The following is a 328-nucleotide window of genomic DNA, read 5'->3' as shown; positions in this document are numbered from 1 at the left end:
GGGGCGGCCGCCGTGCTGGAGGTAGGCGTGCAGGATGTCGGGGGTGTTGGCGAAGAGGTTGGGCCGCATGTAGGAGGCGGCCTCCCCGGACAGTTCGGTCAGGTACTCGGTCAGTTCCTGTTTGGTGGTGCGCCAGGTGAAGTAGGTGTAGGACTGCTGGAAGCCGATCTGGGCCAGAGTGTGCATCATCGCGGGGCGGGTGAACGCCTCGGCCAGGAAGATCACGTCGGGGTCGGTGCGGTTGATCTCGCCGATCACCCGTTCCCAGAACAGGACCGGTTTGGTGTGCGGGTTGTCGACGCGGAAGATCCGCACCCCCGTCTTCATC

General features: G+C 64.9%; 1 pseudogene. It reads right to left on the bottom strand.

Features of this window, described 5'->3' with window-relative positions:
• Positions 1 to 328, bottom strand: a pseudogene (locus tag IH50_RS38510) (alpha-1,4-glucan--maltose-1-phosphate maltosyltransferase); the annotation flags it as partial.

The sequence above is a fragment of the Streptomyces sp. NRRL S-37 genome (assembly GCF_000721605.1).
Lineage (GTDB): Bacteria > Actinomycetota > Actinomycetes > Streptomycetales > Streptomycetaceae > Streptomyces.
This window is presented reverse-complemented; position numbering and strand designations above follow the sequence as displayed.